Origin of the sequence: Microbacterium sp. NPDC058269 (assembly GCF_042881445.1) — a bacterium.
Classification (GTDB): Bacteria; Actinomycetota; Actinomycetes; order Actinomycetales; family Microbacteriaceae; genus Microbacterium.
Map to the genome: position 1 here is coordinate 60,710 of NZ_JBHVXT010000002.1, position 25,325 is coordinate 86,034.

Sequence of the window (25,325 nt, forward strand, 5' to 3'; positions counted from 1 at the left end):
GCATCGGGCTGGGAGGTCCGTCTCAGGCGCAGGTAGTGACCCGGAGGGCGGCCAGCGGCGGCCTCTATTGTGGCCGCCGACGTGACCTCGTCGGCCCACACGCGCTTGATGTAGGGCTGCGTCGCGGACGTGAGGCCTCGTTCAACGAAGTCGAACGGTACGCCCGCAGCCTCGCATTGACGGCGAGCATATGATCGCGGCGACTCATACCGATGCCACTTCGGCCGGATAGGCCACGCTCGCGCGTCGATCACGCGGCTTCCACGAGATCGTCGAGTTGCACTCTGTGCCGGACTCGAGTGGTCTGCCGTAGACCGTCCAGGACAGCGAAGAGTCGCTCTCGGGTTACGGCTTCGTTCGTGCGGTCTGAATCGTCAAGAATTGAGGCGAAGAGCCGCTCAACGATCATCGCGAGCACCGAGAGCCGTCCGTTCGCGGCGGCGTGCAGGACGGTCGAGTTTCTCGTGAGCATTCCGGGGCGGTGTTCACACAGGGGCAGATTTCGGTCGAAGATGGCGACCCAGCGTCGCCAGAGCGCGAGTCCCTCATCGCTCTTGATATCGACCGTTCGCAGCTCGACCAGGTCGCAGCGCATCGTGACTTGAAGACCCTCGCCGGAGCCGAAGGCCTTCCCGCTGACGAGATTGATCCCGACCAGCACGACGGTGGCCGAGGACTCGTTCTGTAGGGCCTTTATGACGCTGGACGGCTCACTGCCGCCGAGGTTATGGGCTTCGTCGATCACGAGCAGCTTGGTGCGATGAACATGCAGCAGTTCGACGGCTCGTCGCCGGAGGTTGTCCGTGGTGATCTGGGTAGGTACGGTCACGGTGGGAGCGAGGAACCTGACGATCTGACCGAGCAATGCCTTCCCCGTCGCATGGTGCGTCACCTCGACCCACACAACAGGAACCTCGCCATCATTGGCGTAGTCCGGGAACTTCTTGGCATGTCCCTGTTCAACTGAGCGCGCGAGGAGCAGCGCGAGTTCGGTCTTCCCGTGGAACATAGGCGCGGAGACCATCAGCCCTCGGCGCGAGTTCTTGCGCCGAGGATTCGAGATGATGTGCTTGGCCAGGATCCTGGTACTGAGATCTTGCTCGGGCGTCGGCACCCTTAGTGTGAGGCGCAGATAATCGTCGCGGGCCTCGTCATAGAGGCAGCGCTCGGTATCGGGCAGCGTGGCGTACTCCGCGAATGAGATTGCAGGTGGGCTCTCTGGCAGTGTCGATAGAGCCTCGCGGAGACCAGGCAGCGACGTCTTTCGGTCGTGGTGCAGAACGAGCGGCTCGACGATCACAGGCGTAGGTCTTTCACTGTGACGATGTCATACGCTGACGAGTTCCAGTCGATGTCATCGACGTCCACGGGGCTGCTCCACTCGCGGAGCTCTATGGGAACAGGCTCGGTGAGCGGCGCATCCGGATCCGGCTCGGCCGTGGACTTGGCGACCGCTTCGCGGAGGTATCGCTTGCGTGCCTGTTTGTCGCCGCGCGCTCGTCGTTCGATCTCGTCGAGGAACTCGGCCGTCTTCGGTTTCTCGCCAGGTTCGCCGGCGCCGAAGCGTTCGGCCAGCTTCACTTGTGCTTCGGCGACCATCCACGCCGCTCTGTCGTCGATTAGCGTGTCCCAGCATTCGATCCACTCTTCGGTCTCAGGGTGCTGGACCCAGACGGCGTTGGAGTTGTAGGGGTCGAAGCGGATGTCGAACTGCCGAGCTTGTCGTGATCCGGCCGCGGCTCCCGTCAGCGAACGATTTCGCAGGTCGTGCAGGAGTGGCGAGTCGTAGATGCGGTTTCTGAACTCGATTCCTTCGTTGCTGATGATTCGGGGCTTGCTCGGGAGCAACGCGAAGAAATCATCTGCGCGGAAGGGCAGCTGTACGCCCGGACCCACGTCGAACAACGCCGCGTACATCTGGTTCGGCGTCCATCTCCGACCCGGGAACAACGGAGATTTCAGCCCTCGATGCTGACTGTTCAAGAACACCGTGGTAATCCAGGTGTCGAATGCGAGCCGCACCGAGTCCAGCGTGAGGACCGGGACAGCGCGCTTCCCGCGATTGTGAACGGCGTTCCCAGTGGAGCCGGCCAACCACGTGGCGAAGTCCGAGGACGTGGTGCCGAAGTTTCGCTCGACGTGCGGCTTCACGGTGGGGGAGTTTGGCGGTGCGAGGACGAGATTGATCCCAAATGCCCGACAGGCAGCCTCGAACGTTGCGGAACGGAAATCGGCACCACCATCGATAGTTATCGAGTGCGGGAAGATCCACGGCACAGCGAGGGAATCATCGTCCAGGTAAGGATTGATCATCTGCATGAGCGCGACCGGCAGCGTCGAGGAGCCCGACAGAGTTGCGGCGGCGGACCCCGGAATGGCCCGACGACCGACTATCGCCCGGGCGAGCAGTAGAGCATGATCGAAGCCGTTCGGTGAATCGGCATGAATGGCCCAAGCCAGCGGCACCCGACTGGCCACGCAGAAGAGCGCCGTCACGGTGGGGCGGAAGTCGTTGCCCTTGTCGTCCCAGACCTGCACGTCAAGCGTTGTGGAGTCGATTTCACAGACGGCGCCGAGACGGTAGGCGTTGCCGGAGAAGTACTCACGGTCGGGTCTGTTCGAGGCAGTGCGGCGCGTGGTTGCCTTCGCGAAACTGTACCGACCTGCGTCGCGCTCATTGATGTACCCCTGAAGAGTCGTGCCCTTGATCTCGCAGATAGCATCGCCCGGGTACATGACCTCCAACCTGCGCCGCACGAGTGCAGCGCAATGGCGTCGGCTACTCGTCGACAGATTCACCCGACTGTCGAGTTCTCGGTCGATAACGGCGACCAGACGAGGATCGGCCTTCGCGATCATCAGTCGCTTCTTGCCCTTCGGATGCAACCGTGCATCTATCCCAGCGACGCCACTCGACTGGTACTCGTTCCAGAAGTTGAACAGAGCCTTTCGGGATCGGCTCAGCGATGTGCCTGCCAACTCTCCGATCTTCGATACGATTCGCTGGTCCTGCGTCGTCCGGGCCGGGTCGTACTGAGGGCGCGAGGCAGTGGCTGTCGGATCCATCGGGATGCCCCGAAACACTTCCTGCAGGTGCTTCTCCATGTCGAGGACGTCGGCTGGCCAATCGCCTGAGATCACCCGAAGAGGAGTGCTCGAGTTGCGCCGGGCGTTGCCCGCGTGCGCGAGCAGTTCCGGCAATGACATGCTTAGCCAATCGTCGGCGGTACCGTCGCGGCGGAGCCTGGCTTCGTTCCCGCGTCGGACGCTCTCCCAGACCCAAAACTCACCCTCGATCTCGACCGTGTCGCCGAGCCGCACTTTGTACTCCTCAGGCATCAGGCTGCCCTACCTTCCCACACCGAATCAGGGGTTGTATAGACGGCTTCGCTGCTGAAGACGGCGCCGAGATCGACATGGAGCAAACGGCGCCAAGCCATGTTGTCGACCCAGGCGCAGGCTAACGGCGGGCACTCAGGGGAGACAAGACGGCACAGCTCCCCGCGCGGCCGACCGCCCACGGCCATCTGCAAGATCAGCGTTTCCACTTCACGTGGCGGGAGACAACGATCGTGTCGCGAAGCGGATAGGCAATCAAGATTGGCTGTCGCACGGCTGTCGTGTCCCGCGAGAACCTGATATCTCCAGCCGAGCACTTCGCAAGTCGCGGCCGTTTCGCCGAACTGGATGCGAGCTTGCTCGTCGAGGCGCTCAGCCGGGCGTACGTCGAACAGGCCAAGACTGCCGTCAGAGAACTGAGCCAAGAGGTCCGGGACGTGCCAGGAACCCGACAACCGCGAACCGTGTCCGAAGGTGATCGCCAGCGGTTGTGCCCACAGCCGCTCCACTTGCCCACCGAAGTCCAGCCACAGAACTTCCCAGCGTTCCTGCTGAGATTCGCACCACACATGTGAGCGAGTGCGCTGCCAGAAATACATCGCCGGCGTGAACTTGTGCCGGACGCCCTTCGAATGGTGAACGCGCATCGGATCGATCGCAGCCCAGTCCCTGTCGCCAAGGTCGCGATTGACGGAGGCCCACTCGTGGAGGCCGTCCGATGAGACCGCACTGCTCGTGCGGGGGATCCAATGCAACTCGGTGGACGATGTTCGTCGCCGCGGCGTGATTCGTCTGGCTCCATCAACTGGCCGCATCGCAGCCCCTCTCGCACGTGAACTGGCCTTCTGATGATGCGAAAAGCGATGGGCCAACCAGAGCCCCATCGCTCCTGTATCTGCTGCCGATGGTCCTCCTCGGGTGGCCGTGAGGGCTGTAGATCGTCGGCGTTTCGTGACACGGAGTGTCACCTCAACCGGCTGTGTGTCACGCAAAGGGTGATTGTGTCACTCCAACGCTGTTCCGACACAACTCACCCTTGACATCCGCTCCGCCCGGGCATAACGTACAACCAAATGGTTGCACAAAGAGAACTGAGCGAAGCGGAGGTCGACCGTGTCTTCCACGCACTGGCGACGTCGACCCGGCGCGACATCCTGCGCCGGACGATCGAGCGTGAGCAGTCGGTCTCGACCCTCGCCTCCGAATACGAGATGTCGTTCGCCGCGGTGCAGAAGCACGTCGCCGTGCTCGAGGCTGCGAACCTCATCGTCAAGCGCGCCGAGGGACGCGAGCGGCTCGTCCGCGCGAACCCCGAGATGATCGCCCGCGCCAGGGCGCTCCTCGCCCGATACGAAGAGCTGTGGCGGTCGCGCATCGCCCGGCTCGACGACCTGCTGGCCGAGACGCCTCGGTCCGGCTCAACCGACACCAGCGACACCACGAAGAACGATCAAGGAGACTGAACATGCCTGTCACCGACGTCACCACCGATGCCGAGAATCTGACCATGACCGTGGTCGCCGACTTCGCCGCCCCCATCGAGCGCGTCTGGAGCGCCTACAGCGACCCCCGTCAGCTCGAGCGCTTCTGGGGTCCTCCCGGATGGCCGGCCACCTTCACCGCCTGGGACCACACCGTCGGCGGGCGTGCCGTCTATTCGATGAACGGTCCGCGCGGCGAGAAGTCGTCGGGGTCGTGGGAGTTCGTGTCGATCGACGCACCGAACGGGTTCGAGGTCATCGACTCGTTCGTCGACGAGGCCGGGAAACCGCTCGACGGCTTCCCCGCACAGCGGATGTCGTTCGCGTTCGAACCCACCGCCGACGGCACCCGCATGGTTACCACGAGCCACTTCGATTCGGTCGATGCGCTCGAGCAGGTCGTCGAGATGGGCCAGGTCGAGGGCATCAGGATGGCGATGGCGCAGCTCGACAGCGTGCTGCAGGACCTCCGCGACTACGCACAGGGCAAGGGCACGCGCGTGGAGCTGCTCGACGACACCCACGTGCGCATCACGCGTCTGGTCGAGGGGCCACGCGAGCTGGTCTGGCGGGCCCACTTCGAGCCCGAGCTCATCCGCAAGTGGATGCTCGGACCCGACGGGTGGGAGATGACGGAGTGCGTCGCCGCCACCGAGGTCGGCCAGTCGTACCGGAACTCGTGGGCGCCGGTCGGTGACACCGAGGGGGAGCCGTTCGGCTTCGAGGGGGAGGCGCTCCTGATCGACGCCCCGCGTCGCGCCGTCAGCACCGAGCGGATGCAGGGCATGCCTGTCGAGACGCTCAACGACCTCAACCTCTACGAGGAGGACGGCGCGACCCTCGTCACGCTGCTCATCGAGTACCCCGACAAGGAGACGCGCGACATGATCCTCGCCACCGGCATGGCCGACGGCATGGAGTCGTCGTTCGCCCGCCTGGAGCGGGAGCTGCTCTCCGTCTGAGCGTGCACGCGTTCACAACTCAGGATGAACCGGCCGGATCCGCGCGGATCCGGCCGGTTCTGCGGTGTGCGGGCAGCTTCTTCCTGAGTTGTGAACGCGCGCGACAGCGGAACCACACCGTACGCCGAAGCAGAACCCGGCCGCTCGGGATAAAGTGGCGACACGATGAGGATCACGCGCCGCACTCTGCTCCTCGGCGCCGGAGCCGGTGTCGCTTCGGTGCTTCTCGCCTCCTGCACCCCGGAACCGGCCCCCACGCCGACGCCCACTCGCACGCGCGAACCCGAGCCTCCGCCCGGTGTCCCCACCGCAGCCGGCAGCATCCGCAGCACCTGGACCACCGATCCGTATGCCCTCGGCGCGGCCAGCTTCACCCCCGTCGGTGTGCTCGCCGGCACCCGCCTCGCTCTGGGGAAGCCCGTCGATGGACGCCTGTTCTTCGCGGGCGAGGCGACGGATGAAGACGCCCCTGGCACGGTGCGCGGTGCGATCAGCTCGGGTGCGCGCGCGGCCGAAGAACTCCTGATCCCGGCGACGTCGGGCGAGCGTGTCGCGGTCGTGGGTGCAGGACTCGCCGGCGCCACCGCTGCCGCTCTGCTGGCTGCGGGCGGGATGGAGGTGACGGTGTTCGAGGCCAGGGACCGCGTCGGCGGACGGGTCTACTCCCGCGTCGACGACTCATGGCCCGTGCCGGTGCAGCTCGGTGCCTGGCTCTTCGGTGCGGATGACGCCGAGGTGCTCGACCGGATGAGCAAGGGAGAGGTCGGCGTCGTCGAACTGGCCGGTGAACTCTGGCGCGGACCCGACGGAGACCTCGACCCGGTCGACCCCCAGCCCTTCGATGCAGCGATTACGACGGCACAGGCCGCCCCGGAAGACTCCTCGGTGACCGACGCCCTGACCGCCGCCGGCATCGACCCCGCTGACCCCGCGACGGCTGCACTGCTCGCGATCCTCGCCGCCCGCACCGGCGCCGGAGCAGACGAGCTGTCGAGCTGGTTCGCGCCGCCGCTGCCCACGGGCGACCCGAAGGCCGCGACGGAAGACCTCGCACCGTTCATCGAGCAGGCGCTCGACGGCGTCAAGGTGGGGCTCAACTCTCCGGTCGCCCGCCTCGCGTACGACGACTCCGGGGTGAGCGTGCGCCTCGGCACCGGTGAGGCCCTGTCGTTCGACCGCGTCATCGTCACGGTGCCGCTCGGCGTTCTCCAGGACCGCAGCATCGAGTTCGACCCGCCCCTGCCGTTCTCCAATCGTGGAGCCGTCTCGGCGCTCGGCATGGGCGCGATCGAGACCGTCTGGCTGCGCTGGGACGAGCCGTTCTGGGAGAACGAAGAGGCGATCTGGCACGCGGTCGGTGCCGATGTGGTGATCCCGACGTGGATCAACCTGCGCCCCGCAACCGGCGAGAACGTGCTCGTCGGCATCGTGGGAGGGGCGGCGGCCGCCGAGTTCGCGAAGCTCGATGAGGACAAGGCGATCGAAGCGGCCCTCGCCTCCCTCGCTCTCTACGTCTGAGCGACCCGTTCGCCGACCGTCGCCTGCTCCGGTGGCGCCGCATCGGACGCGTCTTCGCCCTCCGTGCGCTGCCGCCGTGGCAGCGGCATCCGGCTGATGAGCACGAGCAGGGTGGCGACGGCGGCGAAGGTGCCGAGCGCGATCGCCGATGAGGCGAGGAACTCCATCGGGCCGCTCACCTGCCGCGGGTCGAGGAAGTAGTACGGGTACCAGCCGATCAAGGGGCCGCGGATCATCGTGGCGACGCCCCAGATCACGGGGTACGCGAGCGTCACCGGGATGACCCGCCAGGGCACGGAGCGGTGACCGGGCGCGAGGGCCCACGCCGCCACGGTGACGGCGGGAAGCCAGAAGTGCAGCACCTGATCCGACCACGGCACATCGATGCGGATGCCCCGGATCCCGGCCTGCCAGACCAGGATCGCGAACACGAGTCCGGCGGTGATCGTCCAGGTCAGCACGAGTGCCAGCGCGACAGTGAGCCAGCGCGGATCCCGTGCCGTGCGCATAGCGATGACCCCGGCGATGCTCAACAGCACGACGAACGCGATGTTCGACTGGTTGGTCAAGTACGCGAAGAAGTTCTGGCTCGCGATGGTGTTCGACGCCAGGCCCCAGGCGAGCCGGTGGATGAGCGCCACCAGGCAGACGGCGGCGGCGCCGAGGCGGAGCAGGCCGAAGACCGTGCGGGCCTTCACCGCTGCGTCACCACCCATTCCGTCATCAGCCGAGTCTACGGACCGCAGCTCGGAGGGACCGTCGTGCCTCAGAGCGCATGCGTCCCTGGCAGTGGTGAGCCCGTGCTGCTGACTCGGTGTCGCCGTGTCAGCGTCGGGGTTCGCGGGTCGACCACAGCGCCAGTGCGACGAGCGCGGGCTGGAAGAACAGTCGGACGAAGCGCTTCATGTCCGTGTCGAGGCCGAAGCCGTCACGGTGGTGCATCCACTGCGCCACGTTGCCGGGGAACACGGCGATGAAGAACAGAGCGGCGATCGTGCCGACCGTGCGCCGACGGCGTCGCGCCAGCAGCAGGGCAGAGCCGAGTGCGACCTCGGCCACGCCGGAGGCGAGCACCGTCGTGTCAGGGTCCAGCGGCAGCGACTCGGGAACCTGCGCCTGGAACTCTTCGCGAGCCACCGTGAGGTGGGAGACGCCCGCGAAGACGAGGGAGGCGCCGAGGAAGATGCGGCCGATGGTGCGGGCGGGAGTCGACATGGTGCGAGTGTACGCCGCGGCCGCTGCGCTCAGATCAGGCGGCGGAGCGCCTCTTCGAGCGAGACCCCCTGAGCTTCGGCACGGTCACGCAGCCGTGAGTGCTCGTCGGACGAGAGCGGGATGCGCAGCTCGATCGGGTCGTCGTCCGGCGCATCCAGCCCGTCCAGAAGATCGGATGCCTCGGCCCACAGCGGCTCGGCGACGGACGTCGATGCCGCGGGTGCGGGGACGGGGGCGGGGGCGGGGGAGGAGGCGTGGGCAGCGGCCGGCGTTGCGGACGACGGTGCGGCGGCGGCCACCGGTGCCGACGCGGCGACGGCTGCTCCGGCATCCGTCGCGAGGGTGAAGCCGGGGCCCCGGCGTGGTTCCTGCTTCGCCTGGTAGGCCTTGGCCGCGGCGTTCGCGCGCTCGTCGGCAGCCTCGTTCAGAGGGTGACCCGCATGCCCCTTGACCCAGGAGAACTCGACGTCGCGGCCGCGGATGGCTTCGTCGATGCCCTCGAGCAGGTCGCGGTTGAGCACGGGCCCGCCGTCGGACTTGCGCCATCCCTTGCGCTTCCACCCCGGCATCCACTTCGTCACGGAGTCGATCACGTAGCGGCTGTCGCACTCGATCATCAGCTTCTCGTCGATGCCGGTCGTCGCGAGCAGCAGTTCGAGCACGGCCCGAAGCTCGCCCTGGTTGTTGGTGCCGTGCGGAGAACCGCCGGCCGCCCAGTTGTCGTCGTCGATGTACCAGGCCCAGCCGTTGGGGCCGGGGTTGCCCAGGGCGGAGCCGTCTGCGGCGGCGGTGATCGTCATCCCTCAACCGTAACGGTGGGCGACGAGCCCCTTTTCACCGGCGCACGACCATGGGGGTCCCGGTGACGGGGTCGGGGGTCACGACCGCGTCGATGCCGAAGACGTCGCCGACGCGTTCGGCGGTGATCAGTGCGGACGGGGTGCCGGTGGCGACCACCCGGCCCTCCTTCATGAGCACGAGGTTGTCGGCGTAGCGCGCGGCCTGGTTGAGGTCGTGCAGCACGGCGATCACGGTCTTGCCCTGGCGGTTGAGGGTGCGCAGGAGATCGAGCAGCTCGTACTGGTGGGCGATGTCGAGGAAGGTCGTCGGCTCGTCGAGCAGCATCACCGGGGTCTGCTGGGCGAGCAGCAGTGCCACCCACACCCGCTGCCGCTGCCCACCGGAGAGCTGGTCGACGTAACGCTCCGCGAGGTCGGCGGTGTTCGTCGCGGCCAGGGCGTCGCGCGTGGCCGTATCGTCGGTGGAGGTCCAGCGCTGGAGCGCCGAGTGGTGGGGGTATCTGCCGCGCGAGACCAGATCGGCGACTCGCATCCCCTCGGGGGCGATCGCGTCCTGCGGCAACAGGCCCATCCGTCGAGCGAGCTCCTTCGAGCCGTACTCGCCGAGCGCGCGGCCGTCGAACAGCACGTCGCCGGCTTCGGGCTTCAGCACACGGGCGAGGGCGCGCAGCACGGTCGACTTGCCCGAGGCGTTCGGGCCGAGGATGACGGTGAACGAGCCTTCGGGCAGCGCGAGGTCGACGCCGTCGACGACGACCTTGCCGTCGTAGGCGACGACGAGTCCGCGGGCTTCGACCGCCGGATGCTGCGTGGTCATGGTTCCTCCGGGTGTCCGAATCGCCCGAAACGCTCCGTTTCGCGGGGAGAAGCAGCCGTTCGGGCGATTCGAAAGGGGTCAGCCGAGCAGGTCCTCGACCTGATCGATCACCAGGTTCGCACCGATCACGCCGATGCCCACCATCCACGTGTCGTCCCCGACCTCGAACGCCTTGTCGCCGGCGGGTCCGGGCTGCGCACCCCAGAGGCCGGTGATCTGCGCCTGCGTGGTCGCGGTCGGGTCGCCGCCGGGGCTCATGTAGAACACCACGTCACCGTCGACCTGCTCGTAGAGCTCGGGGCTGAGCTCCATCATGGAGTACTCGTTCCAGTCGCGGTCAGCGCCGAGGTCGAAGCCCATGTCGGTGAGCAGCGAGCCCGAGAACGTGCCGGGGCCGTACAGACGGAAGTTGTCGGCGCGGAAGCGCACGATCGACGCGGTGGTGCCCTCGGCCTCGACCGCCTCGCCGACCTCGGCCGCACGATCCTCGACGCCCTTGATGAGCTCGTCCATCTTGTCGCTCTGGTTCACGGCGGCGGCGGTCAGCTCGGCCTGCTCGGTCCAGTTGGTGCCGGTGTCCTCCGAGAAGACGGTGGGCGCGATCGCCGACAGCTCCTCGTAGAGCGCCTCGTGGCGCACCTTCGACCCGATGATCAGGTCGGGGGCGAGGTTCGCGATCGCGTCGACGTCGGGCTCGGCGATGAATCCGATCGATTCCGTGCCCTCGAGGTCGTCGGCGAGGTAGGCCGGGAAACCACGGCCGGCGCCGATCTCGGGGGCGCCGACGGGCGTGATGCCCAGCGCGACCAGGGCGTCCATCTGGGGGGAGTCGAGGACGACGATCTTCTCGGGAACCTTCTCGAAGTCGGTCTCGCCCATCGCGTGCTCGACGGTGTAACCGGCATCGTCTGCGGCGGGCGCGGAGTCCTCGGCAGCGGGAGTGCTGGAGCAGCCGGTGGCGATCAGAGCGATCGCAGCCAGGGAGGCGGCGGCGGTGGCGAGCGGACGGAATCGAGTTCGGAGAGGTCTGTTCACGTGCAACGACACTACCGATATTTGGTTAGGCTATCCAAATATGAGTTCCGCACCCGTCGTCGAGCGCCGTCGTGCTCCGGTCGCGGCGTCCCGGCTCCCGATCTGGATCAGCACCGCGCTGGTGGCGGCCGTGCTGGCGCTCTCGCTGGCACTGAGCCTCGCCGTCGGTGCGCGCTTCGTGCCCCTCGACGAGGTCGTGCTCTCGCTGTTCGGCACGGGCGACCAGAACGTCCTCAACATCGTCGGCGAACTGCGCGTCACCCGTACGGTGAACGCCGTGATCTGCGGCGTCGCCCTCGGCGCGGCGGGTGTTCTGATGCAGGCGCTCACCCGCAACCCGATCGCCGACCCCGGGATGCTCGGGGTCAGCGCCGGCGCCTCCTTCGGCGTGGTCGCGGGCATGAGCGTGCTCGGGGCGCTCGGCGTCGGCGGCACGATCTGGCTCGCTCTCGCCGGTGCCGCCCTGGCCTCCGCGGTGGTCTTCTGGTTCTCCGGCACCCGGTTCGCCGCCGGTTCGCCCGTGCGGCTCATCCTCGCGGGAGTCGCCTTCTCCGCCATCCTCGCCGGTGTCTCGCAGGCGATCGTGCTGACCGATGAGACCGTGCTCGATGCGTTTCGGTTCTGGCGGGTCGGCTCGCTCACCGCGCGGCCGGTCGAGGAGGCGCTGCCGCTGGTCGCGTTCATCGTGGTCGGCGTGATCCTCGCCCTGCTGCTCGGCCCCGCGCTGAACCTGATGGCGCTCGGCGACGACAGCGCCGTCGCCCTGGGGGTCAAGCCGGGGGTGGTGCGTGCGATCGTGCTCGTCGCCGTCACGCTCCTGTGCGGCACGGCGACCGCGATCGCCGGACCCATCGCGTTCGTCGGCCTCGTCATCCCGCATCTGCTGCGCCGGCTGGTGGGTCCCGACCTTCGCGTGGTGCTCCCGCTGTCACTGGTCGCGGCTCCCGCGATGCTGCTGTTGGCCGACACGCTCGGCCGCGTGATCGGTGGAGGCGGCGAGGTGCAGGTCGGCATCGTGACCGCGCTGATCGGCGGGCCGCTGCTGATCGCCTTCGTCGTGGGCAAGCGGACGTCGGGGCTGTCGTGAGTCTGCGCACCGAAGCCCTCACCGCCGATGACCGCGTGCTGCGCGGTGCGCGCTGGTCGTTGCGGTTCAGTCATCGCGCGGCGGTCGTGTGCGGCATCCTCGCCGCTGCCCTCCTCGTGCTGCTGGTCGCCGCGCTCATGATCGGCGAGTACATCGTGACCCCGGCGGCGCTGATCGAGACGCTGCTCGGTCGTCCGCCGGAGCGGCTCGACGGCTTCTTCGTGCTCGGCCGCCGCCTGCCGCGCAGCCTGGTCGCGATCGTGGTCGGGGCGAGCCTGGCGGTCGCCGGAGCCGTGTTCCAGAGCCTGACCCGCAACCCGCTCGCCAGCCCCGACGTGATCGGCATCAGCAGCGGCGCCTCGGTCGGTGCGGTCGTCGTGATGCTGGTGCTCGGTGGATCCTTGGCGCAGGCGGCCCTCGGCGCCGTGGTCGGCGCCCTCGTGATCGCCGGGGTGATCGTGCTGTTCACCGCGCGATCCGGACTCCACGGTGTGCAGCTGATCCTCACGGGCGTCGCCCTCTCGGCGACCGCCATGGCCGTGGTCGACTACGTGCTCACCCAGGTGTTCGTCGCCAGCGCCACCACGGCGCAGACCTGGCTGGTCGGCTCGCTGCAGGGACGCGGGTGGGGGGATCTCCTCCCGGCCCTGATCGCGTTGCTCCTGATCATCCCGCTGCTCATCGCGGTGGCTCCGGACGCGCGCATGATGGCACTCGGCGACAGCGTCTCGACCGCGCTGGGCGTGCGGACCGTGCGGGCTCGGTGGATCCTCCTCGCCGCCGCCACGCTGCTCGTCGCCGTCGCGGTCGCCACCGCCGGTCCGATCTCGTTCGTCGCGCTGATCGCCCCGCACATCGCCCGACGTCTGACCGGCGGGACCAGCTTCCTCGCCTCGGGGCTCGTGGGCGCGCTGCTGCTGCTCACGAGCGACCTGCTCGCGCAGAACATCTTCCCGGCGCCGATTCCCGTCGGCGTCGTCACGATCACCGTCGGCGGCGCGTTCTTCCTGTGGCTGCTCTGGAGAGAGGGGGCTCGGCGTGGCTGAGCACACCGTCAACCGCGTCCGTCCTCCGCAGCGTCCTCGCCGCACCGGAGCCCGCGTCTTCGCCGCCAGGGTCACCGCCGTGCGCGATCTCACCCCGCACATGCGACGGCTCACGATCGCGGCTGCGGAGTTCGCCGACTACGCGCCTGCCGGTCCCGACGAGTACCTCGGGCTGCTGCTGCCTCGCGACGAGGACGCCGCGCTCGTGCTTCCGGCGAACGACGGCACGGAGAACATCCGCGCCGCGGTCGGCGCCATCCCCGAGGGTGAGCGGCCCGACCTGCGCTGGTACACGCTGCGGGACCACCGCCCTGACGCAGGGGAGATCGACGTCGACTTCGTCGTGCACGGCGATGAAGGACCGGGCACACGGTTCGCCGGGCGAGCGCGGGTGGGCTCGGCTCTCGGCATCCGCGAGTGCACGGCGCTGTATGCGCCGCTGCCCGAGACCCGCTCACGAGTGATCATCGGCGATGAGTCGTCTCTCCCGGCGATCGCCCGCATCCTGGAGATGACCCGGACGCCCGAGACGCACGTCTTCATCGAGATCTCGGATGCCGCCGAGAAGCAGGATCTCTGCGGCCACGTCACCTGGGTCGAGCGTCGCGGGGAGGCCCCCGGTGTCCGCCTGCAGCAGGCCGTGCGGGCCGCCGACCTCCCCGAGGTGATCGACTACGCCTGGGTCTGCGGCGAGCGTCTCGCCGTGCAGGAGCTTCGCCGGCACCTCGTCGATCTCGGTGTCTCGAAGGATCGCATCACGTTCTCGGGGTACTGGCGGCTGGGCGAAGCCCGGGGTTGAGCCCGGGAGGTGACGGCGCTCGATCAGTCGTCTGCGGGATCGTCGTCCTCCGGGTCGGCGTTCTCGGTCGACTCGCCCTCGGGGGCGGGAGGTGCGACGGGGAACAGGACCGAGCTCAGGTCACCGCTGGTCTCGGCGCCGAGGCCGATGGAGAGCGGATCGACGACCGGAGCCGTATCGAGCACCTCCGACTCGGAGCGCTCGAGGGGCTCAGAAGGCAGCACCCACTGGTTCTCTTGTTCTTCAGGCTTCTGCTGGAACAGTCCCATGGGTTCCATTGTGAACCTGTGGCGCAGCGATGAGGCCGGATTCACACGGGATTGATCGGATGGCGCCGCTCGATGCCGCCACGTGGTGCCGTGATCGTCAGCCCGATGCCGCGCGCACGGCGTCGACGAGCGCACGCCAGGGGCCGTCGAGCGCAGAGTCGGGCAGCTCCCGTTCACGTCGCTCGGATGGCGTGCGGGCCCGGATGCTCCACATGAAGCGGTCGGCGCCAGGGCCGCCGTCCGCCTCCTGATCCCAGGGGCAGCTGTCGATCAGGTCGATCCACTGCACCGCGTCGTCGGAAGCGGCTTCCACCCGCCACTGACGGCGGATCCCGGCGATGCCGCCTGTGCGCACCACCGCGATCACGACCTGCGCGTCAGTCGGTGGAGGGGACTCGCTCATCTTCATAGACTCCCACGGTCGTCCACGCCCGTCGAGCGGCTGCGGCCGTGGCCCGATCGATCGTGGTGGCCGCAGCGACCGTGGCATCGGCGAACTGCGTGAAGGTCGCCGTGCTCGAGAGTCCTCCGGTGAGAGCCCGGTACCAGACGGTTCCCGCCCGCTCCCAGGCCTTGCCGCCGAGGTCGAGGGCGAAGAGCGCGAACGCGCGGTTGGGGATGCCGGAGTTGATGTGCACCCCGCCGTTGTCTTCTGTCGTGCGGACGAAGCCGTTCATGTGGTCGGGCTGCGGATCTTTGCCGAGCTCATCGTCGTCATAGGCGGTGCCCGGCGCGATCATCGACCGCAGAGCCGCGCCTTCGACGGCGTCGGTGAAGATCTCGGCGCCGATGAGCCACGTCGCCTGGTCGGCCGTCTGCCCGAGGGCGTACTGCTCGGTGAGGGCGCCGAACACATCGGCGATCGACTCGTTCAACGCGCCGGGCTGCCCCTGATACTCGAGGTTCGCGGTGTGCTGCACGACGCCGTGCGCGAGCTCATGCCCGATGACCGTGAGCGAGCCGGTGAAGTGCTGGAACACCTCGCCGTCGCCGTCGCCGAACACCATGCGCTCGCCGTCCCAGAACGCGTTGTCGTAGTCGACGCCGTAATGCACGGTCGCATCCAACGGGGCGCCGGCGTCGTCGAGGGAGTTGCGGTCGAACGCGGCCAGGAGCATCTCGAAGGTGGCGCCGAGGCCGTCGAAGGCCTCGTTCACCGCGGTGTCTTCGACCGGGGTGTCGTCTTCGCTGCGCACGACCGCGCCCGGCAGCTGCTGGGTGTTGCCGGCATCGCTGATCGTGCGGTTCGGGGCGTCGGACAACTGCGCCACGAGGTCGCCGTTCTCGTCGATCGACAGGTCGATGCGGGCGCGGAACGGCGGGCGGCCTGCGGTCAGCGTCTGCCGTGCGGCGGCCGCGGCCTTCGGGAAGCGACCCGACTCGGCCAGGCGCGCGAGCAGATAGGAGGGGACCACTCCATGACGTACTCCGGATGCTGTGCTGCTCATGCTGCGACCCTACGCCGGGGCGCGGACGTTCGCGCGCGTACACCGACGCGTTCCGGAAAGCTCCCTTCGCGGGGAGGTCAGTCGCGCTCGATGCTCAGCACGGTCGTGCGCAGGCCGTCGGACTCGTACTGCACCGGCATGCCCGGATGGTCGACGGAGAACCAGAAGACGCCGTCGTCGGTGTCGTACCTCCGGCAGGTGAGGGCTCCGAGCGGGGTCGACAGGCTCACGGTCGACACGCTCGTCGTGCCGGCGTCGAAGGCGGCATGACCCTGCAGCTCGGTCCAGGTGACGCGGTTCGAGACGACCGCGTTCGGGTCTTCCGCCGCCCATCGATCGAGGGTCGCGCCCTCGTCGTCGACGTCGCGGAAACGGTTGACGTGCTCGCCCATCGGGCCGTCCGGCCCTTCGAGCAGCAGGTGGATCACCAGGCCGGTTCCGGTGGCGTCGCGGATCTCGGCGGCGGTGAACGGCGTCGGCAGGAGTCCGGGGCCGAGCAGGTGCGGATCGGGATCGGTCATGTAGACAGTCTGCGTCATGGGTCGGACGCCCGTCACGGGATGGTCTCGATGGCCTCGACCGCGTCCTCGATCCTTGACAGGATTGCGTTCTGTATACAGAATACCAATACGCCCGCAGGGGCGATCCCGACCTGATCTTCCAATGACGAAAGAGGTAGCGAGATGGCACGTGCGAACGCGACGCGGTATCTGGCACTGGGCGCCGCCGGCGCTCTGGTGCTCGGACTCGCCGCATGCAGCGGCGGCGGCGGAGGGGGTGGCCTCGACGCCGACGGTACCGCAACGGTCGTGTGGTCGACCTGGGGAACCGCCGACGAGCTCACCCGCTACCAGGAGTTCAACAAGGACTTCATGGAGCGCCACCCCGACATCAAGGTCAAGCTGCAGCCCGTCGCCAGCTACGGCGACTATCACTCCAAGCTCCTCGCGCAGCTCACCAGCAACACCGCCCCCGACGTCTTCTACGTCGGTGACGACATGATCGGCCAGTTCGTCGACTCCAACCGGCTCATGCCGCTCGACGACCTCATGGCGTCGAAGGACAGCAAGACCAAGAAGGACGACTTCTTCCCCGGGCTGTTCGGTGCTGCCGAGCACGACGGCGAGGTGTACGCCGCCCCGAACGACTCCAACCCCGATGTGTTCTGGTACGACAAGCAGGCGCTCGCCGCAGCCGGCATCACCGAAGACCCGGCGACGCTGGCAGAGAACGGCGAGTGGACCACCGACAAGTTCCTCGAGATGAACGCCCAGCTGCACGACGCGGGGCTGGCGGGCACCATGTACTGGAACTACTGGGCCACGCACTGGAGCTGGCTCTCCTCGCAGGGGCTCGATGCGCCGTACGACGACTCCGGGGCATTCGTCGCGAACGAGGACCCCGACACCGTCGAGGCCATGCAGCAGTTCGGTGACCTGTTCCAGGACGGCACATTCGTCGTCGCGGACACCCTGCCCGACGGCGCGGGGGCCGACAGCATGTTCGTCACGCACAAGGCCGGCTTCTTCGTGCAGGGCCGATACACCATCGGCACCGTCAGCGCGACGGGCGAGCAGGACAGCTACGACATCGTGCCGTGGCCGACACCCGACGGCGAAGCGGCGCCCACCGGCGTGGCCACGAGCTTCCTGGCCATCAACGGCAAGACCAAGGTGAAGGACGCGGCGTTCACCTTCTGGACCGAGTTCCTCTCGGCGGAGGGTCAGACGTTCCGGCTGGAGGGCGGCGGCAACGCGGTCCCCTCCATCAAGGGCGCCGATGATGTCGTGCTCGAGGGCGGCTACCCGGCGCACGCGCAGACATTCCTCGACATGCGCGACATCGGCTTCGAGGACTACCCGGCAGAGGCCAGAGTCGCCGGACTCCCCGTCGCGATCGCCGAGGAGTTCCAGAAGCTCTACGAGGGCAAGACCGACGCGCAGGCCACGCTCGACACCATCGCCGACGTGATCAAGGAACGGTCGGAGAAGTAGGAGTGACCACTCTCACCGAGAACGGGCGGATGCCGCAGGCCGGCCCTGCGGCATCCGCTCCGCCCCTCCGCGCGGAAGCGGCCTGGCGTCGCCGTGACCGACGCTGGGGCTATGTGTTCGTCGCCCCGCAGCTGATCGGCATGGGGGTGTTCGTCGTGCTCCCCTTCGCCGCGAGTCTCGTGCTCGCCTTCGCCGAGTGGGACGGGCTCAGCGACCTGAAATGGGTCGGCCTCGCGAACTTCGTCGAGCAGCTGCAGGATCCGCTGCTCGGACGCTCGATCATCAACACCCTGCTGATCGCGGTCATCACGGTGCCGATCGGCCTCACGCTCGCGGTCATCGTCGCGATCGCGCTGGAGAGGCTCAAGACCCGCACGCTGTACCTGATCCTGTTCTTCGCCCCGGTGGTCACCTCCACCGTCGCCGTCGCGATGATCTGGCAGCAGATGTTCCGTTCCGACGGCCTGCTCTCCACCACCATCTCGAAGATCTTCGGCATCACCCCGCCGGACTGGCTGCAGGACCCGAAGCTCGCGCTCCTCGCCGTGTGCATCGTCACGATCTGGTCGTCGATGGGTCTCAACGTCATCATCTTCCTCGCGGGTCTGCAGAACATCTCGCCCTCGGTCATCGAAGCCGCGCGCATCGACGGCGCCGGTGCCTGGCGCCTGTTCGTCAGCATCCGGCTTCCCCTGCTGTCGCCGATCATCTTCTTCTCGTCGGTGATCGCTTTCATCTCCTCGCTGCAGACGTTCGACACGGTGTACGTGCTCGTGTCCGGCGGCGGGCCCGACAACGCCACGCGCACGATCGTCTACCACATCTTCGATCTGGGCTTCGGGCGCTTCGAGTTCGGGCTGTCGAGCGCGGCCAGCATCATCCTGCTCGTGCTCACGCTCGTCATCACCGCGATCCAGTTCGGCGCGCAGAAGAAGTTCGTCCACTACGAGGATGACCCCGCATGAGCATCCAGACGCCCTCACTGACCCAGCCTGCCGGTCCGCCGACCGACTCGACCGTGGCCATCACGGCCCCCGGGTATCGTCAGCGCGGCCGTGGCGGTCCGGGTGCAGACCGCGCACGCCGCCGCGCCGGCTCGACACTGCTGCATCTGGTGCTCGCCCTGGCCGGCATCGCGATGGTCTTTCCGTTCGTGTGGATGCTGCTCACGTCGTTCAAGACGCTGCCGCAGCTGCTGAAGAACCCGCTCGAGTTCCTGCCGAACCCCTGGACGGTGCAGAACTACACGGACGCGTGGAACGCCGTGCCGTTCGCCCAGGCCTACCTGAACAGCGCGTACATCGCCGTGCTGGTGGTGGTCGGCACGCTCATCACCGCGTCGATGGCGGGCTATGCATTCGCGCGCATCCGCTTCAAGGGCAGCAAGGTGCTGTTCATCGTGTTCCTGGCGACGCAGATGATCCCGGCGCAGGTGACACTGATCCCCTTCTATCTGCTGATGTCGCAGCTCGGGTGGGTGGACTCGCACCTCGCGCTGATCGTGCCCGGCATGATCGCCAACCCGTTCGCGGTGTTCCTGATGCGGCAGTTCGTGCTCGCACTGCCCCGTGAGCTCGAGGAGGCCGCGCTCGTCGACGGCGCCGGACGCTGGCGCATCTTCTGGAGCATCGTGCTGCCCAACCTCAAGCCCGGGCTCGCTGCGCTCAGCATCATCACGGCGCTCGGCGTCTGGAACGCCTTCCTGTTCCCGCTGGTGCTGCTCAACTCGCCGGACCTGTTCACGGTGCCGCTGCTGCTGACCTCGTTCCAGGGCCAGTTCGGCTCGATCAACTACGGACTCGTGATGGCGGCTTCCGCGATCGCCACCGTGCCGATGTTGATCGTGTTCGTGATCGGCCAGCGCAAGATCCTCAACAGCATGGCCGCCTCGGGACTCGGAGGACGATGATGACGGATGCCGCCGCCCTCGCCGGGCGTCACCTCGACCTGGTCTCCGCACCGTTCACGCTGCCGCGTTCGCGCGTGCTCGTGTTCCGCGCCGACGACGGCGAGGGCGTGCGCGTGCACACCTCGGAGTACGAGCGGCGGCTGTCGGACTGCCGGGTGCTGGATGCGCTGACCGTGGTCGACGCGGGCGGAGAGGTGCTGTCGGTGACCGAGGTGCACCCGGCGCGCGTGACGTTCGGCGGAGTGTCGACCCTGACCTTCGCCGACCCGTCGACGCTCAGCATCGGCCCGTCCTCGGGCTCGGCTACCGCGGCGGGATTGCGTGTGCGGCTGCGACGCCCGGACGGGGACGTCGAGGAGCATCCGCTCGATGCCGGCATCCGCCTGCGCATCGCAGGCGACCGTGCCGTCTCTGTCGATCGCGGCGATCATACTGCGGCGCTCGCCGCGACCGAGGCGATCTGGACGGACTGGTTCGCGAAGTGCCCGATCGTGCGCGGCGACCTGCAGGAGATGACCGCGTTCTGCTGGTGGGTGCTGGGTGCGAACATCGTCGAGCTGCCGTCGCTCGGCGACGCCAGAGCGATCGTGCCGTCGAAGATCGGTTATGTCGGTCTGTGGCAGTGGGACGCGTACTTCATCGCCGTGGGACTGCGGCACGGCGACCCGGAGCTCGCTCGCGAGCAACTCGACATCGCCGTCCGGTTCCCGCAGCACGACGGGCAGCTGCCCGATGTCGTGCATGAGCTCGGGGTGCTCGCGACCAGCGATGACCTTCCGGAGAGCGACCGCGCGAACCTGCGCAGAGCCGGGTCGCAGATCGCCGATCCGACCGTGCCGGTGCCGCTGACGAAGCCGCCGCTCGCCGCGTGGGCGCTGCGCAAGGTGCTCGAGGTCGAGGATGCGCCCGACTATGCACGCACGCAGTTGGCCCGCATCGTGCGCTCGCAGGACTGGTGGTTCGCCGGGAGCGACCTCGACCATGACGGGATGCCGGAGTACGGGCATCCGTACTCCTCCGGGCTCGACGACAGCCCGATCTTCGACGGTCCGCTGCCGACCGCTGCCCCCGACCTCGGCGCCTACCTCGTGCGGCAGGATCGGGAGCTCGCGTCGCTGCTGGAGAGGTACGAGCCGAGTGCCGATGTCGTGCGGTTCCGCGAGCGGGCCGCGACCACGCAGGAGCTGCTGCTGCGCATGTGGGATGCCGAGCGGGGGCGGTTCCTCGCGTTCGGCGGTGGGGAGCCGCAGCTCAGCGACACCGTCGTGGGGCTGATGCCGCTGCTCACCGGCACCCTGCCGGCTCCGATCGCGGAGACGCTGCGTGCAGCCGTCGACGACCCCGCGCGCTTCGCCCTGCCCTGGGGGCTGCCGACGGTCGCGGCCTCCGATCCCGACTTCTCGGATGAGCGCATGTGGCGCGGGCCGGTGTGGGTCAACACGAGCATGCTCGTCGCCGAGGGGCTCGAGGCCTCCGGCTACCCCGATCGGGCGCGGGAGCTGCGCGAGCAGACCGTGGCCCTGGTGATCCACGGCGGCGGTCCGCACGAGTACTTCAATCCGCACACGGGCCAGAAGGCCCGCACGGCCACCACTGCCTTCGGCTGGTCGGCCGCGCTGTTCATCGACCTCGCGGTGCAGCTCAGCTGACGCCGCGCCCCGGAACACCGAGGGGTTCTGCGCCCTCCTGTTGTATTCAATATTCATTTCACGGACGAAGGAGTCAGTCATGAAGAAGAAGCTCACCGGAATCGCCGCGCTCGTGGCAGGAGGAATCGCGCTCGCCGGATGCGCCACCGGAGGTGTGCCCGCCGGCGGTTCCGACGTGGCGCTGGAACCCGACGCGAAGCTCGACGGGGAGATCACGGTCTGGTCGTGGGATGTCGGCGCCGTGGCGTTGGAGCGTCTGGCCGCCGACTTCGAGAAGGCGCATGAGGGCACGACGGTGGACGTCGTCGACGTGGGGTACGACAACGCCTACGACAAGATGTCGGTCGGCTTCCAGGCCGGCACCGGACTCCCGGACGTCGTCACGATCGAGACCGATGCGGCCCCCGGCTACATCACGCAGTTCCCGAAGGGCATGCTCGATCTGACCCCGATCCTCGGCGACGACGAGGCCGACTTCGACCCGTTCAAGTGGTCGGCGGGGTCGGACGCCGACGGCTCGCTGCGCATCGCACCCTGGGACTCCGGCACCGTCGCGCTCTACTACCGCACCGACATCATCGAGCAGGCGGGTGTCGACATCGAGGCCGCCACGACCTGGGATGACCTGATCGCCGTAGGCAAGGTCATCAAGGAGAAGACCGGTCACACGCTGCTGTCCACCGACCTCGCCGCGGGCGGCGGCTTCCAGATGCTGCTGCAGCAGCTCGGGCAGGGGCTGTTCGACGAGGCGGGCGAGATCACGCTCGACTCGCCCGAGGCCGTGCGCGTGCTCACGATGCTGCAGGAGATGAACGAAGCCGGCCTCATCAAGAACGTCACCGGCTGGGACGGCCGGGTCACCTCCGCCAAGGACGGCGACTCCGCCGTGACCGCCGACGCGGTCTGGTGGATCGGCACGCTACAGGGCGATGCGCCCGAGCTGTCGGGGAAGTATGCCGTGCTTCCGCTCCCCGCCTTCGACGAAGGAGGCATCCAGACCTCGAACAACGGCGGCTCCGGCCTCGCGGTGCCGGCCCAGGCGAAGAACCCGCAGCTCGCCGCGGCGTTCGTCGACTTCGTGCTCGCGGATACCGAGAACCAGGTGTCGATGATGACGAACGAGGGACTGTTCCCCTCGTATCTGCCTGCCTTGGAGTCGGACTACTTCTCGAAGCCGGTCGAGTACTTCGGCGGCCAGCCGGTCTACGAGACGTTCGCCGAGCTCACCGCGCAGATCCCGCCGATCGTCTACACGTCCGACAGCGCGGAGGCCTCCGACATCGTCGCCAACGCGGTGTCGGCCGCCGTGCTGAACGGGGCCGACCCGGCGACCGTGCTCGCCGACGCGGCGAAGCAGCTCGCGACCTCCACCGGCCGAGAGGTCGCGGAGCAGCCATGACCTCCGCGACCTCGTCCGGGTCCCGCCGTCGACGGCTGGACCCGGGGAGGGCCGGGCGCTGGTTCGTGCTGCCGGCCGCCGCCCTGCTCCTGTTGTTCTTCGCCTATCCGCTGGGCGCATCGCTCTGGCAGAGCCTGTTCCGCACCGAGGGCGGTGTCACGAGCTTCGTCGGGGTCGGGCAGTACGCGCGGCTGTTCTCCGACCCGCTGATCGCGAAGAGCCTGATCAACGCGGGCCTCATCCTCATCGTCCAGGTGCCCCTGATGATGGTGCTCGCGGTGGGCCTCGCGTACCTGCTCAACCAGTCGTGGCTGCGCTGGCGCTCGGGATTCCGCCTGCTCACGTTCCTTCCCGCCGTGACCACGCTCGTCGCGTACGCGGTGGTGTTCCGGGTGCTGCTCGCCACCGACGGCGGTGCGGTCAATCAGATGCTGGGCGTGATCGGCATCGCTCCGATCGACTGGCTGAACAGCGAGTGGTGGGCGCGCGTCTCCGTGATCGCGGCGGTGACCTGGAGGTGGACCGGCTACAACATGGTCATCATCCTCGCCGGACTGCAGTCGATCCCGCCGGAGCTCTACGAGGCGGCCAAGGTCGACGGCGCCGGGCACTGGCAGACGTTCTGGAGCGTCGTGTTGCCGCAGCTGCGTCCGGTGCTGATCTTCACGGGGATCACCTCGACGATAGGCGCGCTGCAGCTGTTCGACGAGAACTTCATCCTCACCGGCGGCGGTCCCAACGATGCCACGCTCACCCCGGTGCTCTACCTGTACAAGGTCGGGTTCCGACAGTTCGACTTCGGCTACGCCTCCGCGATCGCGTGGATGCTGGTGCTGATCACCGCGATCATCGCCGTCGTGCAGTTCCGGGTCATGAGGGAGAAGCCATGACAGATCTCGCCACCCGCACCCTGGTCACCTCCGGCCGCGACACACGCAGCCTCGGGGCAGGGGAGCGCGGAGCCCGTTCGCGCATGCTGCGGCTCCCGCTCTACCTCCTGCTGATCTTCGCCTCCGTGGTCTCGATCATCCCGTTCCTGTGGATGGTCATCGCCTCGACGCATCCGAGCTCGGAACTGTTCGGCACGCCGCTGCCGGTGCTCCCCGGCGATGCGCTGTGGGAGAACCTCGCCCGTCTGGAGGAGAGCATCGGCTTCAGCCGCGTGATGCTCAACAGTCTTCTGATCGCGGTGATCTACACGGTGTTCAGCTCGATCGTCAGCATCATGTGCGGCTTCGGGCTCGCCACTTACCGGTTCCGCGGGCGGGGTGTGCTGCTCGCCCTCGTGCTCGTCACGATGATGATCCCCATGCAGGTGCTGCTCGTCCCGCTGTTCCAGATCATGGCCGGCATGGGATGGATCGATACCTATCAGGCTGTCATCCTGCCGTTCCTGGCGAACGCGTTCGGGATCTTCCTCATGCGGCAGGGGTTCCTCGACTTCCCGCCGAGCCTGATCGAGGCGGCCAGGATCGACGGAGCCGGCGAGCTGCGCACGTTCTACCGGATCGTGCTGCCGGTCGCGAAGCCGCAGATCGCGGCGCTGGTGATCTACACGTTCATCAGTCAGTGGAACGCGTTCATCTGGCCGCTGCTCATGCTCAACACCGAGGCGAACTACACGGTGCCGGTCGCGCTGAACACCATGATCGGCATGAGCCGCGTGGACTACTCCGGCCTCATGCTGGGGTCGCTGCTGGCGACCCTGCCCCTGCTCCTGCTGTTCCTGATCTTCCAGAAGCAGTTCGTCGCGGGACTGCTGGGAGGGGCGGTGAAGGGGTGACGGGAGCAGGCGGCGTCTACTCGGGGGTGCGGGTCGACAGTCGTTCCTGAGCCGCCCGCAGATGCTCCGTCATGGCGGCCTCGGCGCCGTCCGCGTCACCCGCGATGATCGTCTCGACGATCCGCACATGCTCCTCGAGAGTCGCCTCGCCGGTCTCGACGTCGTAGGCGAGCCGGAAGGCGTGGAGGTGGAAGTGGGTGCGCTCCAGCGCCCTGGCCACCGCGAGGTTGCCCGACGCCCTGGCGATCAGCTGGTGCAGCAGGGCGTCGTGTTCGCTGAATCTGGCGTAGTCGGTCAACTCCGCCGACCCGGGGGCGTTCGCGTATCGATGCAGTTCGGTCGCGAGCGCGTCGCGCTCATGCGGGGTCGCGCGCTCCGCGGCACGGCGGGCGGACACCGGCTCGAGCAGCAACCGCAGGTCGTAGAGGTCGGCGAGCTCTCGCGACGTGAGCACCGGTGTCGTCCGGTACCCCTTGAGGTGCGTCTTGCGCACCAGCCCGGCGTCCTCGAGTCGCGTGAGCGCTTCGCGGATCGGCGTCGGTGACACGTCGAGGCGCTTGCCGATCGCATTGATGTTGACCCGCGCGTCTGCGGGCAGCTCGTTGCTGAGGATGAGGGAGACGAGTCCTTCGTAGACGTTCTCGGCGAGCGACGGATCGTCGAGATCCCGCCTGTCATCCACTCGCGCCATGCCCGCAATCCTAGTGCGGCGGCTGTGCGTCGATCGCGCTCGCCGGGCGGGCATTTGACACGGGAACAGCGAACGCGTACGTTC

The 25,325-nt window shown here is 67.9% G+C and carries 26 protein-coding genes; 13 read left to right on the forward strand and 13 right to left on the reverse strand.

Annotated elements, in window-relative coordinates; genetic code table 11:
- Window positions 1–250: 250 nt before the first annotated feature.
- Genes ACFVWL_RS08515 through ACFVWL_RS08525 form a run of 3 tightly spaced genes read right to left on the reverse strand, consistent with a single transcriptional unit; the run spans window position 251 to window position 4,223 of the window.
- A complete protein-coding gene (locus ACFVWL_RS08515; protein WP_387181093.1) occupies window positions 251–1,300 on the reverse strand; it encodes a TniB family NTP-binding protein in 1,050 nt (349 codons plus the stop codon).
- Window positions 1,297–3,339 carry a Mu transposase C-terminal domain-containing protein gene (locus ACFVWL_RS08520; protein WP_387181096.1) on the reverse strand — a complete coding sequence of 681 codons (2,043 nt, stop codon included), beginning with the start codon at window positions 3,337–3,339 and terminating at the stop codon, window positions 1,297–1,299. The genes ACFVWL_RS08515 and ACFVWL_RS08520 overlap by 4 nt, the downstream gene beginning before the upstream one ends.
- Window positions 3,339–4,223 carry a TnsA-like heteromeric transposase endonuclease subunit gene (locus ACFVWL_RS08525; RefSeq protein ID WP_387181099.1) on the reverse strand — a complete coding sequence of 295 codons (885 nt, stop codon included), beginning with the start codon at window positions 4,221–4,223 and terminating at the stop codon, window positions 3,339–3,341. The genes ACFVWL_RS08520 and ACFVWL_RS08525 overlap by 1 nt, the downstream gene beginning before the upstream one ends.
- 189 nt (window positions 4,224–4,412) lie before the next feature.
- Between ACFVWL_RS08525 and ACFVWL_RS08530 the strand changes: the two genes are divergently transcribed.
- The 3 genes from ACFVWL_RS08530 (at window position 4,413) to ACFVWL_RS08540 (ending at window position 7,300) form a co-directional block, all read left to right on the forward strand.
- A complete protein-coding gene (locus ACFVWL_RS08530) occupies window positions 4,413–4,802 on the forward strand; it encodes an ArsR/SmtB family transcription factor (protein WP_387181101.1) in 390 nt (129 codons plus the stop codon).
- Between the two features lie 2 nt (window positions 4,803–4,804).
- Window positions 4,805–5,782, forward strand: coding sequence for an SRPBCC domain-containing protein (locus ACFVWL_RS08535; protein ID WP_387181103.1), 978 nt, complete (start codon window positions 4,805–4,807; stop codon window positions 5,780–5,782).
- Between the two features lie 165 nt (window positions 5,783–5,947).
- Window positions 5,948–7,300 carry an FAD-dependent oxidoreductase gene (locus ACFVWL_RS08540; protein ID WP_387181106.1) on the forward strand — a complete coding sequence of 451 codons (1,353 nt, stop codon included), beginning with the start codon at window positions 5,948–5,950 and terminating at the stop codon, window positions 7,298–7,300.
- Here ACFVWL_RS08540 and ACFVWL_RS08545 read toward each other — a convergent pair.
- From ACFVWL_RS08545 to ACFVWL_RS08565, 5 genes are all read right to left on the reverse strand, one after another.
- Window positions 7,291–8,016, reverse strand: coding sequence for a Pr6Pr family membrane protein (locus ACFVWL_RS08545; protein WP_387181108.1), 726 nt, complete (start codon window positions 8,014–8,016; stop codon window positions 7,291–7,293). The two genes, ACFVWL_RS08540 and ACFVWL_RS08545, sit on opposite strands and share 10 nt — an antisense overlap.
- A 109-nt stretch (window positions 8,017–8,125) precedes the next feature.
- A complete protein-coding gene (locus ACFVWL_RS08550; RefSeq protein WP_387181111.1) occupies window positions 8,126–8,515 on the reverse strand; it encodes a MauE/DoxX family redox-associated membrane protein in 390 nt (129 codons plus the stop codon).
- A gap of 29 nt (window positions 8,516–8,544) precedes the next feature.
- Window positions 8,545–9,315 carry a ribonuclease H gene (locus ACFVWL_RS08555; RefSeq protein WP_387181114.1) on the reverse strand — a complete coding sequence of 257 codons (771 nt, stop codon included), beginning with the start codon at window positions 9,313–9,315 and terminating at the stop codon, window positions 8,545–8,547.
- A gap of 34 nt (window positions 9,316–9,349) precedes the next feature.
- Window positions 9,350–10,132, reverse strand: coding sequence for an ABC transporter ATP-binding protein (locus ACFVWL_RS08560; protein WP_387181117.1), 783 nt, complete (start codon window positions 10,130–10,132; stop codon window positions 9,350–9,352).
- A 78-nt stretch (window positions 10,133–10,210) separates the two neighbouring features.
- Window positions 10,211–11,167, reverse strand: a complete 957-nt coding sequence (locus tag ACFVWL_RS08565) for an ABC transporter substrate-binding protein (RefSeq protein WP_387181119.1) — start codon at window positions 11,165–11,167, stop codon at window positions 10,211–10,213.
- A gap of 40 nt (window positions 11,168–11,207) precedes the next feature.
- Between ACFVWL_RS08565 and ACFVWL_RS08570 the strand changes: the two genes are divergently transcribed.
- The 3 genes from ACFVWL_RS08570 to ACFVWL_RS08580 are packed head-to-tail and all read left to right on the forward strand — an operon-like array spanning window position 11,208 to window position 14,099.
- Window positions 11,208–12,254 carry a FecCD family ABC transporter permease gene (locus ACFVWL_RS08570; protein WP_387181121.1) on the forward strand — a complete coding sequence of 349 codons (1,047 nt, stop codon included), beginning with the start codon at window positions 11,208–11,210 and terminating at the stop codon, window positions 12,252–12,254.
- Complete coding sequence (locus tag ACFVWL_RS08575; RefSeq protein WP_387181124.1) at window positions 12,251–13,300, forward strand: FecCD family ABC transporter permease; 1,050 nt, start codon at window positions 12,251–12,253, stop codon at window positions 13,298–13,300. Before ACFVWL_RS08570 ends, ACFVWL_RS08575 begins: the two co-directional genes overlap by 4 nt.
- Window positions 13,293–14,099 (forward strand): siderophore-interacting protein, encoded by an 807-nt coding sequence (locus tag ACFVWL_RS08580; protein WP_387181126.1) that lies wholly within the window; start codon window positions 13,293–13,295, stop codon window positions 14,097–14,099. The genes ACFVWL_RS08575 and ACFVWL_RS08580 overlap by 8 nt, the downstream gene beginning before the upstream one ends.
- 23 nt (window positions 14,100–14,122) lie before the next feature.
- Here the strand turns inward: ACFVWL_RS08580 and ACFVWL_RS08585 are convergent, their stop codons facing one another.
- From ACFVWL_RS08585 to ACFVWL_RS08600, 4 genes are all read right to left on the reverse strand, one after another.
- The gene (locus tag ACFVWL_RS08585; protein ID WP_387181130.1) at window positions 14,123–14,368 is read right to left on the reverse strand and encodes a hypothetical protein; all 246 of its coding nucleotides are present in this window, start codon (window positions 14,366–14,368) and stop codon (window positions 14,123–14,125) included.
- Between the two features lie 97 nt (window positions 14,369–14,465).
- Window positions 14,466–14,771, reverse strand: coding sequence for a protealysin inhibitor emfourin (locus ACFVWL_RS08590; protein WP_387181133.1), 306 nt, complete (start codon window positions 14,769–14,771; stop codon window positions 14,466–14,468).
- The gene (locus tag ACFVWL_RS08595; protein ID WP_387181136.1) at window positions 14,746–15,816 is read right to left on the reverse strand and encodes a M4 family metallopeptidase; all 1,071 of its coding nucleotides are present in this window, start codon (window positions 15,814–15,816) and stop codon (window positions 14,746–14,748) included. Before ACFVWL_RS08595 ends, ACFVWL_RS08590 begins: the two co-directional genes overlap by 26 nt.
- Window positions 15,817–15,893: 77 nt before the next feature.
- The gene (locus ACFVWL_RS08600; RefSeq protein ID WP_387181139.1) at window positions 15,894–16,337 is read right to left on the reverse strand and encodes a hypothetical protein; all 444 of its coding nucleotides are present in this window, start codon (window positions 16,335–16,337) and stop codon (window positions 15,894–15,896) included.
- A gap of 162 nt (window positions 16,338–16,499) precedes the next feature.
- Here ACFVWL_RS08600 and ACFVWL_RS08605 point away from each other — a divergent pair, with 162 nt between their 5' ends.
- From ACFVWL_RS08605 to ACFVWL_RS08635, 7 genes are all read left to right on the forward strand, one after another.
- Window positions 16,500–17,810 (forward strand): ABC transporter substrate-binding protein, encoded by a 1,311-nt coding sequence (locus ACFVWL_RS08605; protein WP_387181142.1) that lies wholly within the window; start codon window positions 16,500–16,502, stop codon window positions 17,808–17,810.
- A 2-nt stretch (window positions 17,811–17,812) separates the two neighbouring features.
- Window positions 17,813–18,775 (forward strand): carbohydrate ABC transporter permease, encoded by a 963-nt coding sequence (locus tag ACFVWL_RS08610; protein WP_387181145.1) that lies wholly within the window; start codon window positions 17,813–17,815, stop codon window positions 18,773–18,775.
- Entirely contained in the window at window positions 18,772–19,719 is a 948-nt protein-coding gene (locus tag ACFVWL_RS08615; RefSeq protein ID WP_387181147.1) for a carbohydrate ABC transporter permease, read from the forward strand. Before ACFVWL_RS08610 ends, ACFVWL_RS08615 begins: the two co-directional genes overlap by 4 nt.
- The gene (locus ACFVWL_RS08620) at window positions 19,719–21,368 is read left to right on the forward strand and encodes an amylo-alpha-1,6-glucosidase (RefSeq protein WP_387181150.1); all 1,650 of its coding nucleotides are present in this window, start codon (window positions 19,719–19,721) and stop codon (window positions 21,366–21,368) included. The genes ACFVWL_RS08615 and ACFVWL_RS08620 overlap by 1 nt, the downstream gene beginning before the upstream one ends.
- A 79-nt stretch (window positions 21,369–21,447) precedes the next feature.
- On the forward strand, window positions 21,448–22,767 hold the full coding sequence (locus tag ACFVWL_RS08625) for an ABC transporter substrate-binding protein (RefSeq protein ID WP_387181153.1): 1,320 nt from the start codon (window positions 21,448–21,450) through the stop codon (window positions 22,765–22,767).
- The gene (locus tag ACFVWL_RS08630; RefSeq protein WP_387181156.1) at window positions 22,764–23,657 is read left to right on the forward strand and encodes a carbohydrate ABC transporter permease; all 894 of its coding nucleotides are present in this window, start codon (window positions 22,764–22,766) and stop codon (window positions 23,655–23,657) included. Before ACFVWL_RS08625 ends, ACFVWL_RS08630 begins: the two co-directional genes overlap by 4 nt.
- Complete coding sequence (locus tag ACFVWL_RS08635) at window positions 23,654–24,550, forward strand: carbohydrate ABC transporter permease (RefSeq protein WP_387181159.1); 897 nt, start codon at window positions 23,654–23,656, stop codon at window positions 24,548–24,550. Before ACFVWL_RS08630 ends, ACFVWL_RS08635 begins: the two co-directional genes overlap by 4 nt.
- A gap of 16 nt (window positions 24,551–24,566) precedes the next feature.
- On the opposite strand, the gene ACFVWL_RS08640 is transcribed toward ACFVWL_RS08635, so the two are convergent.
- Complete coding sequence (locus ACFVWL_RS08640) at window positions 24,567–25,241, reverse strand: GntR family transcriptional regulator (RefSeq protein WP_387181162.1); 675 nt, start codon at window positions 25,239–25,241, stop codon at window positions 24,567–24,569.
- Window positions 25,242–25,325 lie beyond the last annotated feature (84 nt).

Coding starts and splice junctions, on each gene's coding strand:
- ACFVWL_RS08520 (WP_387181096.1), bottom strand. CDS start 3,339: ATGCCTGAGGAGTACAAAGTGCGGCTCGGCGACACGGTCGAGATCGAG.
- ACFVWL_RS08525 (WP_387181099.1), bottom strand. CDS start 4,223: ATGGGGCTCTGGTTGGCCCATCGCTTTTCGCATCATCAGAAGGCCAGT.
- ACFVWL_RS08530 (WP_387181101.1), top strand. CDS start 4,413: ATGGTTGCACAAAGAGAACTGAGCGAAGCGGAGGTCGACCGTGTCTTC.
- ACFVWL_RS08535 (WP_387181103.1), top strand. CDS start 4,805: ATGCCTGTCACCGACGTCACCACCGATGCCGAGAATCTGACCATGACC.
- ACFVWL_RS08540 (WP_387181106.1), top strand. CDS start 5,948: ATGAGGATCACGCGCCGCACTCTGCTCCTCGGCGCCGGAGCCGGTGTC.
- ACFVWL_RS08545 (WP_387181108.1), bottom strand. CDS start 8,016: ATGGGTGGTGACGCAGCGGTGAAGGCCCGCACGGTCTTCGGCCTGCTC.
- ACFVWL_RS08550 (WP_387181111.1), bottom strand. CDS start 8,515: ATGTCGACTCCCGCCCGCACCATCGGCCGCATCTTCCTCGGCGCCTCC.
- ACFVWL_RS08555 (WP_387181114.1), bottom strand. CDS start 9,315: ATGACGATCACCGCCGCCGCAGACGGCTCCGCCCTGGGCAACCCCGGC.
- ACFVWL_RS08560 (WP_387181117.1), bottom strand. CDS start 10,132: ATGACCACGCAGCATCCGGCGGTCGAAGCCCGCGGACTCGTCGTCGCC.
- ACFVWL_RS08570 (WP_387181121.1), top strand. CDS start 11,208: ATGAGTTCCGCACCCGTCGTCGAGCGCCGTCGTGCTCCGGTCGCGGCG.
- ACFVWL_RS08585 (WP_387181130.1), bottom strand. CDS start 14,368: ATGGGACTGTTCCAGCAGAAGCCTGAAGAACAAGAGAACCAGTGGGTG.
- ACFVWL_RS08590 (WP_387181133.1), bottom strand. CDS start 14,771: ATGAGCGAGTCCCCTCCACCGACTGACGCGCAGGTCGTGATCGCGGTG.
- ACFVWL_RS08595 (WP_387181136.1), bottom strand. CDS start 15,816: ATGAGCAGCACAGCATCCGGAGTACGTCATGGAGTGGTCCCCTCCTAT.
- ACFVWL_RS08600 (WP_387181139.1), bottom strand. CDS start 16,337: ATGACCGATCCCGATCCGCACCTGCTCGGCCCCGGACTCCTGCCGACG.
- ACFVWL_RS08605 (WP_387181142.1), top strand. CDS start 16,500: ATGGCACGTGCGAACGCGACGCGGTATCTGGCACTGGGCGCCGCCGGC.
- ACFVWL_RS08615 (WP_387181147.1), top strand. CDS start 18,772: ATGAGCATCCAGACGCCCTCACTGACCCAGCCTGCCGGTCCGCCGACC.
- ACFVWL_RS08620 (WP_387181150.1), top strand. CDS start 19,719: ATGACGGATGCCGCCGCCCTCGCCGGGCGTCACCTCGACCTGGTCTCC.
- ACFVWL_RS08625 (WP_387181153.1), top strand. CDS start 21,448: ATGAAGAAGAAGCTCACCGGAATCGCCGCGCTCGTGGCAGGAGGAATC.
- ACFVWL_RS08630 (WP_387181156.1), top strand. CDS start 22,764: ATGACCTCCGCGACCTCGTCCGGGTCCCGCCGTCGACGGCTGGACCCG.
- ACFVWL_RS08635 (WP_387181159.1), top strand. CDS start 23,654: ATGACAGATCTCGCCACCCGCACCCTGGTCACCTCCGGCCGCGACACA.
- ACFVWL_RS08640 (WP_387181162.1), bottom strand. CDS start 25,241: ATGGCGCGAGTGGATGACAGGCGGGATCTCGACGATCCGTCGCTCGCC.